This window comes from Terrabacter sp. 05T424, from assembly GCF_056396225.1.
The window spans coordinates 415,964-427,399 of the sequence record NZ_JBFTLB010000007.1 but is presented as its reverse complement, the minus strand read 5'-3'; the positions used below and the strand labels follow the sequence as shown (position 1 = coordinate 427,399).

Sequence of the window (11,436 nt, the reverse complement as noted above, 5' to 3'; positions counted from 1 at the left end):
CCACTGATTGATATCTCCATAGAGTTTCGGCTGTCATAGCGAAGGGGAAACGCCCGGCTCCATTCCGAACCCGGAAGCTAAGCCCTTCAGCGCCGATGGTACTGCACTGGTGACGGTGTGGGAGAGTAGGACGCAGCCGGACACACTTTCAGACAACCCCGCCGGGTAACCGGCGGGGTTGTCGCATTTCCGGGCCTTTTCGCGTCCACTAGGATTTGGTTCGTGCCTGAACTCATTCCCTCCCCGACGCGCATCCCCGTTCCCGGCGGCAAGGTCATCGACGAGCATGTCGGTGCCGTCAACACCCCGAACGCCGGACTCCAGTCCTCCGTCTCCGTCGCCCGGATGGTGGCACCGGCCGGCTGGTCCGAGCCGTTCCAGACCCCGGAGTTCGACGAGATAACCCTCGTCCTGGCCGGCACGGTGCTCGTCGACCACGACGGCGGCACCATCGAGGTCGGCGCCGGCCAGTCGGTGCTGACCCGCGGCGGTGAGCGCATCCGCTACTCGTGCGGCCCCGAGGGAGCCGAGTACGTCGCGGTGTGCCTGCCTGCCTTCAGCCCTGACACCGTCCACCGGGACGAGAACGGGCTGACCGCGGGGGAGGGCCAGTGAGCGTCGCCGCGCCCGACGACGGCGACCAGCTGGTGCGGGCACCGAAGGTGTTGCTGCACGACCACCTCGACGGCGGCCTCCGCCCCCAGACGATTCTCGAGCTTGCGGGGGACTGCGGCTACGACGGGTTGCCCGAGACCAGCGGGCCGGCCCTCGGCACCTGGTTCCGCGAGAGCGCCGACTCCGGCTCGCTGCCCCGCTACCTCGAGACGTTCGATCACACCCTGGCCGTCATGCAGACACGCGAGGGGCTCTTCCGCGTGGCGAGCGAGTGTGCCCAGGACCTCGCAKCCGACGGCGTCGTCTACGCCGAGAGCCGCTACGCCCCCGAGCAGCACCTCACGCGGGGGCTCACCCTCGAGGGCGTCGTGGAGGCCGTGAACGCCGGCCTGCGCGACGGTGAGGCGAAGGCGGCGCAGGCAGGCCACCCGATCCGCGTCACCTCACTGCTGACCGCCATGCGGCATGCGGCCAAGTCCACCGAGATCGCCGAGCTGGCGATCCGCTACCGCGACGAGGGCGTGTCCGGCTTCGACATCGCCGGCGCCGAGGCCGGCTACCCGCCCACCAGACACCTCGACGCCTTCGAGTACCTCCAGCGCGAGAACTTCCACTTCACCATCCATGCCGGTGAGGCCTTCGGGCTGCCCTCCATCTGGCAGGCCATCCAGTGGTGTGGGGCTGACCGCCTCGGGCACGGCGTGCGCATCGTCGACGACATCACCATCGACGGCTCACCGTTCGCGGAGTGGCTCGAGGGCAGCACGGACGACGTCGCTGCCCTGACCACGCTCGAGCTCGAACGCGTACGCCTGGGGCGCCTGGCGGCTTACGTGCGCGACAAGCGCATCCCGCTCGAGATGTGCCCCAGCAGCAACCTGCAGACCTCGGCGGCCCCGTCGATCGCCCTGCACCCGATCACGCTGCTGCGCCGACTGCGCTTCCGCGTCACACTCAACACCGACAACCGTCTCATGAGCGGCACGTCGATGAGCCGCGAGGCGACCCTGCTGCGCGACGAGGCGGGCTGGACCCTCGAGGACCTGCGCTGGGTGACGATCAACGCGATGAAGTCTGCCTTCATCCCGTTCGACGAGCGTCTGGCGCTCATCGACGGGGTCATCAAGCCCGGCTACGCCGAGCTCGGCTACGAGGCGCCCCCGATCGGCTGACCGGGCGGGTGCGGCCCCGGGAAGCGCGCGGAGCGCACGCGTGCGGCCCCGGGAAGCGCGCGGAGCGCACGCGTGCGGCGTCTGCCGGGTTAAGCCGGAGTCAGTCGGCCGCGAGGGCAGCCGTGACAGCGGCCTCGACGTGCAGCCGGGTGGTCGGGAAGACCGGCACGGCGGAGTCGGACTGGTCGACGAGGAGCTCGATCTCGGTGCAGCCGAGGATGACACCCTCGGCGCCGGCGGCCACGAGCCGCCCGATGACCTCCCGGTAGGCCCGGCGGGACTCGTCGCTCACGACACCGAGGCACAGCTCCTCGTAGATGACGCGGTGCACGAGCGCCCGGTCGTCCGCTTCGGGCACGAGGACGGTGAGGCCGTGGGCGGCCAGCCGCTCACGCAGGAACGGCTGCTCCATCGTGTAGGCGGTGGCGAGCAGGCCGACCCTCGACAGGCTGCGACCACGCACTGCCTCGGCCGTGACGTCGCCGATGTGGAGCAGGGGGATCGACACGGCCCGTTCGACCGCGTCGGCCACCTTGTGCATGGTGTTGGTGCAGATGAGCAGCAGCTCGGCGCCACCGGCCTCGAGGCCCGCTGCTGCCGCCGCGAGCAGCTCGCCGGCCTCGTCCCAGCGGCCGTTGGCCTGCAGCCGCTCCACCTCCGCGAAGTCGACGGAGTGCAGCAGCAGGCGGGCGGAGGCGAGCCCGCCGACGCGCTCTCGCACCAGCTCGTTCGCGAGCCGGTAGTACGCGGCACTCGACTCCCAGCTCATGCCGCCGAGCATCCCGACGAGCTTCACCGCCCGGCACCGGCCCCGAGGAGCGCGCCGAGCTCGGCCTCGGCCTCGCGGGGATGGACGCAGCGGGCGCCGTCGGCGCGGGCCCGGGCGATCACGGACGGCTCGTCGCCCCACAGGGTGACGCCCCGGCGCACGAGGATGTGCGGTGGCTTGCGCCGCTCGGACAGGTCGCGCACGAACCGCCGGAGGGCGGTCAGCGTGCGGTTCTGGCGGACGCACAGCGCGTCGGCAAGCAGCCCCTCGGCACGCAGGGTTGCCACGAGGCGTCCCGCGAAGAGTCCCTCAGCCAGCACGTAGTCGTGCGCACGCGCGGTGACGGTGTGCCGCCCGGTCACCGCCGAGGCGCCGATGTCGTAGACCGGCACCTCGACCGAGCCGTCGTCCACGAGCGAGCGCAGGGCCGCGACCGCCGCCCCGGCATCCCAGGAGTCGGGGTGGTCCCAGTCGGCGATGCCGAGCGGGGAGCGGGGCAGCGCAGGGTCGCTCGCCTCTCTGTAGAAGTCGTCCAGTCGCACGACAGGCCAACCGTGGGCGGCGTTGAGCCGCTCCGAGAGCCTGCTCTTGCCCGACCCACTCGGTCCGGTCAGCAGGATGACGCGTTGCCGACCGCCGGACCCGTCGCCGACCGAGGACACCTGGCGTCCTTCCTGCCCGCTCCGCATCCGTGGCTCAGAGGCCCTTGGGGTGCCAGACGGTCTTCGTCTCGACGAACGCCTTGATGCGGCCGAGGCCGGGGTCGGCGTTCCAGTCGGGCTCGACGGGCTGACCGTCGACCAGCGTGGGGCGGTAGACGCGCTTGAGGTTGCCCGCGGCATCGGCCTCGAGCGTCGCCCAGTCGACGCCCTCGGCGCCAGCCACGCCGGTGAGGTCGATGGCGTTGACGTCGCGGTGCGCGGCGAGCCACGAGGCGACCTCGGCCGTGCGGGCGGTGATGATGTTGACGACGCCGCCGGGCACATCGGAGGTGGCGAGCACCTCGCCGAGGGTGACGGCCGGCAGCGGGCGGTCTGCGGACGTCACGACGACCGCAGTGTTGCCCGAAGCGACGACCGGCGCGATGACCGAGACCAGTCCGAGGAGTGAAGAGCCTTGCGGGGCAAGGACGCCCACGACCCCGGTCGGCTCAGGGGCGGACACGTTGAAGAAGGGACCGGCGACCGGGTTGAGGTTGCCGAGCACCTGGGCGATCTTGTCGGTCCAGCCGGCGTACCAGACGACGCGGTCGATCGCGGCGTCGACGGCCGCAGTGGCCGACCGCGCCGAGAGTCCCTCTCCGGCCGCGACCTCGTCGACGAACTGGGCACGTCGCCCCTCGAGCACCTCGGCCACGCGATAGAGCACCTGGCCACGGTTGTAGGGCGTCGCACCGGACCAGCCCGCCAGGGCCGAGCGTGCCGCGACCACGGCGTCACGGACGTCCTTGCGCGAGCCCATCGAGGCGTTCGCGAGGAACTCGCCCTTGGCAGAGACGATCTCGTAGGAACGGCCCGACTCGCTGCGCGGGAACTTGCCGCCGATGTAGAGCTTGTAGGTCTTGCGCACGTCGAGGCGGCTCATCGGGCGGCTCCCGTCAGTCTCGTGGAGGAATTCGCAGGGGCGGTGGTGACGTAGGCCTCGAGGCCGTGGCGGCCGCCCTCGCGGCCGTAGCCCGACTCCTTGTAGCCGCCGAACGGCGAGGTCGGGTCGAAGCGGTTGAAGGTGTTGGCCCAGACGACGCCGGCCTTGAGCTGGTCGGCCATCCAGAGGATGCGCGAGCCCTTCTCGGTCCAGACACCGGCGGAGAGGCCGTACGGCGTGTTGTTGGCCTTCGCGACCGCCTCCTGGGGCGTGCGGAAGGTCAGCACCGACAGGACCGGGCCGAAGATCTCCTCGGTCGCGACGCGGTGCGTCTGGGAGACGCCGGTGAGCACGGTCGGCGGGAACCAGAATCCCTTTGCAGGCAAAGAGCATTCGGGGCTCCAGCGCTCAGCGCCCTCGGCGACGCCCGCCTCGACGAGCGCGGTGATGCGGTCGAGCTGGGCCTTGCTGTTGATGGCGCCGAGGTCGCTGTTCTTGTCCATCGGGTCTCCGACCCGGAGGGTGCCGAGGCGCCGCTTGAGCTTGGCGATGACCTGGTCGTGGACGTTCTCCTGCACGAGGAGGCGCGAGCCGGCGCAGCACACCTGCCCCTGGTTGAAGAAGATGCCGTTGATGATGCCCTCGACGGCCTGGTCGATCGGGGCGTCGTCGAAGACGATGTTGGCGGCCTTGCCCCCGAGCTCGAGGGTCGCCTTCTTGGACGTGCCCGCGATCGAGCGGGCGATCATCTTGCCGACCTCGGTCGAGCCGGTGAAGGCCACCTTGTCGACGTCGGGGTGCTCGACGAGTGCCTGACCGGTGCGGCCGTCACCCGTGATGATGTTGACGACACCCGCAGGCAGGTCGGCCTGCTGGCAGACCTCCGCGAAGAGCAGCGCCGACAGGGGCGTCGTCTCGGCGGGCTTGAGCACCACGGTGTTTCCGGTCGCGAGGGCCGGGGCGATCTTCCACGCGAGCATCAGCAGCGGGAAGTTCCACGGGATGACCTGGCCCACGACGCCGTGCGGCCGGGGGGCCTCGGCCCCCGAGGCGGACAGGCCGGCATACTCCAGCTTGTCGGCCCAGCCGGCGTGGTAGAAGAAGTGCGCGGCGGCGATCGGCACGTCGACGTCGCGGGTCTCCTTGATCGGCTTGCCGTTGTCGAGGGTCTCGAGGACGGCGAACTCGCGGGCGCGCTCCTGCAGGATGCGGGCGATGCGGAAGAGGTACTTGCCGCGCTCGGCGCCGGACATCTTGCCCCACACGCCCTCGTAGGCCCGGCGTGCCGCTGCGACGGCCTTGTCGACGTCCTTGGGGCCGGCCTGGCTGACCTCGGCGAGCACGGTCTCATCGGCCGGGTTGATCGTGGCGAAGGTGGCCTTGGGGCGGGTGAAGGCGCCGTCGACGAAGAGGCCGTAGGACTTCTCGATCGTGACGATGGCGCGCGACTCGGGCGCCGGGGCGTACTCGAACGTGGGCATCAGGGTGTCTTTCGTGAGCTCAGTCTGTGCAGTCAAGCGGGCAGTCAAGGCGGTCGGCTGACGTGTGGACGCCGTCAGTCGATGGTCACGTAGTCGGCGCCCGAGTAGGCACCGGTCGCGAGCTTCTGACGCTGGAGGATGAGGTCGTTGAGCAGGCTCGAGGCGCCGAACCGGAACCACTGCGGGCTCATCCAGTCGTCGCCGGCGATCTCACTGACCATGACGAGGTACTTGATGGCGTCCTTGGTGGTCTTGATGCCACCGGCCGGCTTGACGCCGACCTGCACGCCGGTGAGCTCGCGCCAGTCGCGGACCGCCTCGAGCATGATGAGCGTGACCGGCAGGGTCGCCGCCGGCTGAACCTTGCCGGTGGACGTCTTGATGAAGTCGCCCCCCGCGAGCATCGAGAGGTAGGAGGCGCGGCGCACGTTGTCGTAGGTGACGAGCTCGCCGGTCTCCATGATCACCTTGAGGTGCGCGTCGCCACAGGCCTGCTTCACCTCGGCGATCTGGTTGAAGACGGTGAGGTAGTCGCCGGAGAGGAACGCACCACGGTCGATCACCATGTCGATCTCGTCGGCGCCGGCCTCGACGGCGTCACGGGTGTCGGCCAGCTTGACCGGCATGCTCGCGCGGCCCGACGGGAACGCCGTCGCGACCGCGGCGACATGGATGCCGCTGTCACCGAGGGCCGCCTTCGCCGTCGCGACCATGTCGCCGTAGACGCAGATGGCGGCCGGTCGTGGAGTGGTCGGGTCGAGGGCGTCGGGCACGAGCGCCTTGGCGCACAGCGACCGGACCTTGCCGACGGTGTCGGAGCCCTCGAGCGTCGTCAGGTCGATCATCCCGATCGCCGTGTCGATGGCCCAGGCCTTGGCCGTGGTCTTGATGGACCGGGTGCCCAGCGACGCCGCCCGGCCCTCACAGCCGACCTGGTCGACGCCGGGGAGGCCGTGGAGCCACGAGGTGAGGGCATGGTTCGTCAGGCGCGACACCCCGAGGACGTCACGCGCCTGGGCGGTGAGTTCGTGCGCGGAGCGCGTCGTGGTGCTAACAGTCACCACGGGAGTCTATCCACCATTCGAGACGGGCCGTGACGCGTGAGAGAGTGCCAGCGTGAGTCCCGATCCCCAGCACCCCGAGCCGGCCGCGCCGTCGCCTGAGACCGGCAGCCCCGAGTCCCGCACGCTCCGGCCCGGCTCGTCCGTCGTGGTCGGGGCGGTGACCGGTCTGGCCGGTCTCGGGCTGCTCGTGCCCGTCCTGCTGACGTCTCCGCGCAGCTGGCCCCTGATCTCGGCCATCGTGCTCGTGCTCGTGCTCGTGTGGCTCTTCGTCGTACGCCCGTGCGTCGTCATCCACGCCGAGGGCGTACGCGTCGTCAACCCGATGCGCACCACCGAGCTCACCTGGCCGGTGATCACCGAGGTGCGCTCCCGTTGGGCCCTCGAGCTGGTCGCCGGTGGCACCCGCTACACGGCCTGGGGCGTGCCGGCCGACCCCGGCCGGCCCCGCTACGGCCGTGGCCTGCTGACGTTCAGCGCGAACCAGGTGCGCGGCCGGGGCACGTCGGAGCTGCCGGCCAAGTCGAAGGTCCAGGCGCAGATCGTCGCGGCGGAGGTCGAGGAGCGCATCGCCGCCGACCGCAAGCGCAAGGACGGCCGCACTCCTCGGATCGAGACGCGTGTGTGGGACCCCGTCGCGGTCGGGCTGCTGCTCGCCGCGACCGCCTTCTTCGTCATCGCGACGTTCGTCGTCTGAGCAGCACAGCCGAGGACGCCTGCGTCCTCACAGCGACGTCAGGCGCTCCATGTCCGCTCGGACCTCGGCCAGCCGTGTCTCGGCTACGGCCTTGGACTCACCCAGGCCCGCTGCGTCGACCACCGGCTCGATGACCTCGAGGTAGACCTTCACCTTCGGCTCGGTGCCGCTCGGCCGCACGATGATGCGGGACCGGTCGGCCAGGTGGTAGCGAAGGCCCTCGGTCGGCGGGAGGCCGCCGTCGCCACGGGCGAGGTCGTCGGCCCGGGTGACCTCGATGCCCGCCACCGCGGCCGGCGGCTCGTCGCGGAGGCGCCCCATCAGCTCCTCCGTCTGGGCGAGGTCGGAGACCCGCACCGAGAAGGAGTCGGTGGCGTGCACACCGTGCTCGACGGCGAGGTCGTCGAGCAGGTCGGTGAGCGTGCGGCCCTCGGCCTTGAGGGTCGCGGCGAGCTCGGCGAGCAGCAGTGCGGCGCTGACGCCGTCCTTGTCGCGCACGAGCTGCGGCGCGACGCAGTAGCCGAGCGCCTCCTCGTAGCCGTAGCGGAGACGGCGCACACGCGAGATCCACTTGAAGCCAGTGAGGGTCTCCTCGTGGGCGAGCTTGGCCGCCTTGGCGATCGAGGCGAGCAGCCGCGAGGAGACGATCGAGTTGGCGAAGACGTCGCGACGCGAGACCCCGCGTCGCACGACGTGCGCCCCGAGCAGCGCACCGACCTCGTCGCCGCGCAGCATGCGCCAGTCGCCGAGGGCCGGGTCGAGCACGGCTGCCGCGCACCGGTCGGCGTCGGGGTCGCTCGCGATGACGAGGTCGCACCCGGTCGCGCGGGCGCGGGCGAGGGCGAGGTCGATGGCGCCCTTCTCCTCGGGGTTCGGGAAGGCGACGGTCGGGAAGTCGGGGTCGGGCACTGCCTGCTCGTCGACCGGGACGGGTGCCGGGAACCCCGCCTTGACGAAGGCGGCGTGGACGGTGCCGTGACCGACCCCGTGCAGGCTCGTGTGCACGACGCTGATGTCGCGCGGCGAGCCGGGGTCGACCACTGTGGCGACGGCGTCGACGTAGCTCTCGAGGAGGTTGTCGCCGAGCGTGTCCCAGCCGTCGGCCGCGCGCGGCACCTCGGCGACCCGCTCGACGCGGCCGATGTGGGCCGCGATCTCGCCGTCGGCCGGCGGCACGATCTGGCTGCCGTCGCCCAGGTAGACCTTGTAGCCGTTGTCCTGGGGCGGGTTGTGGCTCGCGGTGACCATGACGCCGGCGTCGGCGCCGAGGTGGCGGATCGCGAAGGCGAGGACCGGGGTGGGCAGCGGCTGGGGCAGCAGCATGGCGCGTCCGCCGGCACCGACGACGACCGCGGCCGTGTCGCGGGCGAAGACGTCGGAGTTGTAGCGGGCGTCGTAGCCGATGACGACGGTCGGGTGCTCTCCCGCACCGCCCTCGGCCCGGAGGTATGCCGTCAGGCCGGCCGCCGCACGGATGACGACGCTGCGGTTCATCCGGTTCGGGCCCGCCCCGAGCGCCCCGCGCAGCCCGGCGGTGCCGAACTCGAGCAGGCCGGACATGCGGTCGGTGAGGTCAGCCAGGGCCTCGGCGTCGCCCCCGGTCGCGCGGGTGAGCACCGCGTCGAGCTCGGCGCGGGTGGTCGGGTCGGGGTCGTCGTCGCGCCAGGCCCGCGCGGCGGCATACATGGTCTCGGTGGTGTCGACGGTGGTCATCACAGGCGCCCCACGACGGCCGCGAGCAGGCGCCCGCACCGTTCGGCCGCGAGCTGACCGGCCTCGAGCACCTCGTCGTGGCTCAGCGGCGTCTGCGAGATGCCCGCGGCGAGGTTCGTGACGAGCGAGATGCCGAGCACGTCGAGACCGCTCTGGCGCGCGGCGATGGCCTCGAGCGATGTCGACATGCCCACGAGGTCACCTCCGATGACCCTGGCCATCTGCACCTCGGCCGGCGTCTCGTAGTGCGGTCCGCGGAACTGGACGTAGACACCCTCGTCGAGATCGGGGTCGACCTCGCGGGCGATGTCGCGCAGCCGAGGCGTGTAGAGGTCGGTGAGGTCGACGAAGTTGGCGCCCTCGATGGGGGAGTGCGCCGTGAGGTTGATGTGGTCGCGGATGAGCACGGGCGTGCCGGGCGACCACGCGGGGTTGAGCCCGCCGCACCCGTTGGTGAGCACGATCGTCGAGCAGCCGGCCGCCTTCGCCGTGCGCACGCCGTGGACGACGGACCGCACGCCGCGGCCCTCGTAGAAGTGGGTGCGGGTGCCGAAGACGAGCGCCCGACGACCGGTGTCGCCGATCGCGACCGACCGCATGCTGCCCGCATGGCCGACGACGGCGGCCTTGTGGAAGCCGGGCACGTCAGCGTTGTCGACGGTGGCGAGGGTCTCGCCGATGAGGTCGGCCGTCTGCCCCCAACCGGAACCGAGCACGAGCGCCACGTCGTGGCGCTCCGCCCCCGTGCGCTCGGCGATCACGGCAGCCGCGTCGGCGGCGACGGCGAACGGGTCGGTGGAGGGGTCGTTGAGGTCACGGGAGGAGCTGTTCACGATGTGGACTCTAGCGAGGTCGTCCGGGGCGACGCACCGGTCCCGCCCGGGTCAGGAGCCCTGCCCTGGCGCCGTTCGGGGGGATGGTTGGATGGAACCCGTGATCACGCGCGAGACATCCGTTGTCATCATCGGCGGCGGCCCCGGCGGCTACGAGGCGGCCCTCGTCGCCGCCCAGCTCGGCGCCCAGGTCACCATCGTCGAGCGCGACGGGCTCGGCGGGGCCGCGGTGCTCACCGACTGCGTGCCGAGCAAGGCGCTCATCGCGACCGCCGACTACATGTCCGACTTCCAGACCGCCTCACACCTCGGCGTTCGGCTCCAGGACGACGACGGCGACGAGGTGTCCGACGCCGTCGCCCAGGCCCGGACCGTCAACGGCCGCATCCTCGAGCTGGCCGCCGCCCAGAGCGCCGACATCCAGGGCAGCCTCGAGCAGGTCGGCGTGACCGTGCTGCGCGGCACGGCCCGGGTCACCGGTCGCGAGCGGGTGGTCGCCGAGCTCGCCGACGGCACGACGCAGGAGCTGACCGCGCACGTCGTCCTCGTCGCCACCGGCGCCGCGCCCCGCGTCATGGACACGATGCGCCCCGACGGCGAGCGCATCCTGACCTGGCAGCAGATCTACTCGCTCGCCGAGCTGCCCGAACGGATGATCGTCATCGGGTCCGGTGTCACCGGGGCCGAGCTGGCGCAGGCCTACCTCGGCCTCGGCTCCCAGGTCGTGCTCGTCTCCTCCCGCGACCGCGTGCTGCCCGGCGAGGACGCCGACGCCGCCACCGTCATCGAGGACGTCTTCCGCAAACGCGGCATGGAGGTGCTCAACAAGTCGCGCGCGGCCTCCGTCGAGCGCACCGCCGACGGCGTCGTGGTGACGCTTGTCGACGGACGCACCGTCCAGGGCAGCCACGCCCTGCTGGCGGTCGGGTCGGTGCCCAACACGGCCGGCATGGGGCTCGAGGAGGTCGGCGTCGAGCTCAGCCCGTCGGGCCACATCCAGGTCGACCGCGTCTCGCGCACCAGCGTCGGCGGGATCTACGCCGCCGGCGACTGCACGGGCGTGCTGCCGCTCGCGTCCGTCGCCGCCATGCAGGGCCGCATCGCCATGTGGCACGCCCTCGGCGACGCCGTCGCCCCGCTCAACGTGCGTGGGGTCGCCGCCAACATCTTCACCGAGCCCGAGATCGCGACGGTCGGCATCAGCCAGGGCGCCGCCGACGAGTCGCCCGACGTCGAGGCGGTCATGCTGCCCCTCGCGCGCAACCCCCGGGCCAAGATGCAGGGCATCTCCGACGGCTTCGTCAAGCTCTTCTGCCGCAAGGTCTACGGCACGGTGCTCGGCGGCGTCGTCGTCGCGCCAAAGGCCTCCGAGCTCATCTTCCCGGTCGCGCTCGCGGTGCAGAACCGCCTCAGCGTCGACCAGGTCTCCAGCACCATCACCGTCTACCCGTCGCTCTCCGGCTCGATTGCCGAGGCTGCGCGGCAGCTGCACCAGTCCGACTGAGCCGCAA

The 11,436-nt window shown here is 71.5% G+C and carries 11 protein-coding genes and 1 rRNA gene; 5 read left to right on the top strand and 7 right to left on the bottom strand.

Features of this window, described 5'->3' with window-relative positions; all coding sequences use genetic code 11:
- Window positions 1–25: 25 nt before the first annotated feature.
- From rrf to AC1DE0_RS16560, 3 genes are all read left to right on the top strand, one after another.
- A 5S ribosomal RNA gene (gene rrf / locus AC1DE0_RS16570) occupies window positions 26–142 on the top strand.
- Between the two features lie 80 nt (window positions 143–222).
- Window positions 223–615 carry a cupin domain-containing protein gene (locus AC1DE0_RS16565; RefSeq protein ID WP_478102553.1) on the top strand — a complete coding sequence of 131 codons (393 nt, stop codon included), beginning with the start codon at window positions 223–225 and terminating at the stop codon, window positions 613–615.
- The gene (locus tag AC1DE0_RS16560) at window positions 612–1,787 is read left to right on the top strand and encodes an adenosine deaminase (protein ID WP_478102551.1); all 1,176 of its coding nucleotides are present in this window, start codon (window positions 612–614) and stop codon (window positions 1,785–1,787) included. Before AC1DE0_RS16565 ends, AC1DE0_RS16560 begins: the two co-directional genes overlap by 4 nt.
- Before the next feature lie 100 nt (window positions 1,788–1,887).
- Here the strand turns inward: AC1DE0_RS16560 and AC1DE0_RS16555 are convergent, their stop codons facing one another.
- From AC1DE0_RS16555 to deoC, 5 genes are all read right to left on the bottom strand, one after another.
- Window positions 1,888–2,583: an aspartate/glutamate racemase family protein gene (locus tag AC1DE0_RS16555; RefSeq protein ID WP_478102549.1), complete on the bottom strand. Its 696-nt coding sequence runs from the start codon at window positions 2,581–2,583 to the stop codon at window positions 1,888–1,890.
- Window positions 2,580–3,218, bottom strand: coding sequence for a uridine kinase family protein (locus tag AC1DE0_RS16550; protein ID WP_478102547.1), 639 nt, complete (start codon window positions 3,216–3,218; stop codon window positions 2,580–2,582). Before AC1DE0_RS16550 ends, AC1DE0_RS16555 begins: the two co-directional genes overlap by 4 nt.
- A 34-nt stretch (window positions 3,219–3,252) precedes the next feature.
- On the bottom strand, window positions 3,253–4,140 hold the full coding sequence (locus AC1DE0_RS16545) for an aldehyde dehydrogenase family protein (protein WP_478102545.1): 888 nt from the start codon (window positions 4,138–4,140) through the stop codon (window positions 3,253–3,255).
- A complete protein-coding gene (locus AC1DE0_RS16540; RefSeq protein ID WP_478102566.1) occupies window positions 4,137–5,621 on the bottom strand; it encodes an aldehyde dehydrogenase family protein in 1,485 nt (494 codons plus the stop codon). The genes AC1DE0_RS16545 and AC1DE0_RS16540 overlap by 4 nt, the downstream gene beginning before the upstream one ends.
- Window positions 5,622–5,695: 74 nt before the next feature.
- Window positions 5,696–6,682 carry a deoxyribose-phosphate aldolase gene (gene deoC / locus AC1DE0_RS16535; RefSeq protein ID WP_478102542.1) on the bottom strand — a complete coding sequence of 329 codons (987 nt, stop codon included), beginning with the start codon at window positions 6,680–6,682 and terminating at the stop codon, window positions 5,696–5,698.
- A 55-nt stretch (window positions 6,683–6,737) separates the two neighbouring features.
- Here deoC and AC1DE0_RS16530 point away from each other — a divergent pair, with 55 nt between their 5' ends.
- Window positions 6,738–7,379: a PH domain-containing protein gene (locus tag AC1DE0_RS16530; RefSeq protein WP_478102540.1), complete on the top strand. Its 642-nt coding sequence runs from the start codon at window positions 6,738–6,740 to the stop codon at window positions 7,377–7,379.
- A gap of 27 nt (window positions 7,380–7,406) precedes the next feature.
- Here the strand turns inward: AC1DE0_RS16530 and AC1DE0_RS16525 are convergent, their stop codons facing one another.
- Both AC1DE0_RS16525 and AC1DE0_RS16520 read right to left on the bottom strand, forming a co-directional pair.
- Window positions 7,407–9,092, bottom strand: coding sequence for a phospho-sugar mutase (locus tag AC1DE0_RS16525; protein ID WP_478102538.1), 1,686 nt, complete (start codon window positions 9,090–9,092; stop codon window positions 7,407–7,409).
- Window positions 9,092–9,925, bottom strand: a complete 834-nt coding sequence (locus tag AC1DE0_RS16520; protein WP_478102536.1) for a purine-nucleoside phosphorylase — start codon at window positions 9,923–9,925, stop codon at window positions 9,092–9,094. Before AC1DE0_RS16520 ends, AC1DE0_RS16525 begins: the two co-directional genes overlap by 1 nt.
- 91 nt (window positions 9,926–10,016) lie before the next feature.
- On the opposite strand from AC1DE0_RS16520, the gene AC1DE0_RS16515 reads away from it, so the two are divergent.
- Window positions 10,017–11,429, top strand: a complete 1,413-nt coding sequence (locus tag AC1DE0_RS16515) for an NAD(P)H-quinone dehydrogenase (RefSeq protein WP_478102534.1) — start codon at window positions 10,017–10,019, stop codon at window positions 11,427–11,429.
- The last annotated feature ends 7 nt before the right edge of the window (window positions 11,430–11,436 follow it).

Excerpts from the sequence above, each read along its gene's own strand:
- AC1DE0_RS16515 (WP_478102534.1), top strand. The coding sequence starts at position 10,017 with ATGGAACCCGTGATCACGCGCGAGACATCCGTTGTCATCATCGGCGGC.
- AC1DE0_RS16525 (WP_478102538.1), bottom strand. The coding sequence starts at position 9,092 with ATGACCACCGTCGACACCACCGAGACCATGTATGCCGCCGCGCGGGCC.
- AC1DE0_RS16545 (WP_478102545.1), bottom strand. The coding sequence starts at position 4,140 with ATGAGCCGCCTCGACGTGCGCAAGACCTACAAGCTCTACATCGGCGGC.
- AC1DE0_RS16540 (WP_478102566.1), bottom strand. The coding sequence starts at position 5,621 with ATGCCCACGTTCGAGTACGCCCCGGCGCCCGAGTCGCGCGCCATCGTC.